Source organism: Nocardioides sp., assembly GCF_004803405.1.
Classification (GTDB): Bacteria; Actinomycetota; Actinomycetes; order Propionibacteriales; family Nocardioidaceae; genus Nocardioides; species Nocardioides vastitatis.
Window position 1 is genome coordinate 1 of sequence record NZ_SSXI01000092.1, and the last position, 1,014, is coordinate 1,014.

The following is a 1,014-nucleotide window of genomic DNA, read 5'->3' on the forward strand; positions in this document are numbered from 1 at the left end:
CGGGCAGCTCACCGCGGCGGAGCTCCTGACCGCGGCCACCGCGCATGCCGGCCTCGGGTTCGCCGATGCCGGCGAGATCGCCGTGGGCCGACGCGCCGACCTGGTCACGGTCGACACCCACACCCCGCGCACCGCCGGGACCGGGGCCGACGAGCACACCGCCGTGTTCGCCGCCACGGCCGCCGACGTGCGCCACGTCATCGTCGACGGCCGAGTGGTGTTCGACGGCGACCACGCCGCCGTGGGACGGCAGCTCGACGAGACCATCGGCAGACTGTGGCGATGACCGGCACCCTGATCACCAACATCGGCGAGCTCGTCACCAACGACCCCGCAGCCGACGACCTGCTCGGGCTGCGCACCGACGCCGCCCTGGTGATGGCGGACGGAGTGGTCGCCTGGGTCGGCGACGCAGCGGACGCGCCGGAGGCCGACCGGGTCGTCGACGCCGGCGGTCGCGCGGTGCTCCCCGGCTTCGTGGACAGTCACAGCCACCTGGTGTTCGCGGGCGACCGCGCCGCGGAGTTCGGCGCCCGGATGGCGGGCCAGTCCTACGCCGCGGGCGGCATCCGCACCACGGTCGCGGCCACCCGGGCCGCCACCGACGCCGAGCTGGCCGACCAGGTGGCGCGGCTGGTCGGCGAGATGCGCGGCCAGGGGACCACGACGGTCGAGATCAAGTCCGGGTACGGCCTGACCGTCGAGGACGAGGCCCGCTCGCTGCGGGTGGCGCGCCGGTTCACCGACGACACCACCTTCCTCGGCGCGCACGTCGTTCCTCCCGAGTACGACGACGACCCGGCCGGTTACGTCGCGCTGGTCACCGGGCCGATGCTCGCGGCGGCGGCCCCGCACGCCCGCTGGATCGACGCGTTCTGCGAGACGGGGGCCTTCGACGACGACCAGGCCCGGGCGGTGCTGTCCGCGGGCGCCGAAGCCGGCCTGCCCGGCCGGCTGCACGCCAACCAGCTCGGACCCGGCCCGGGCGTGCGACTGGCCGCGGAGCTCGGCCTG

1 protein-coding gene and 1 pseudogene are annotated in these 1,014 nt (G+C 75.8%); both read left to right on the plus strand.

The window, feature by feature from the left end; genetic code table 11:
• Nucleotides 1–286, plus strand: a 286-nt coding sequence (locus tag E7Z54_RS06695) for an amidohydrolase family protein (protein WP_168798202.1), incomplete at its 5' end; no start/stop codon positions are given.
• Nucleotides 283–1,014: pseudogene (locus E7Z54_RS06700) on the plus strand (amidohydrolase family protein); the annotation flags it as partial. The gene E7Z54_RS06695 and the pseudogene E7Z54_RS06700, both read left to right, overlap by 4 nt.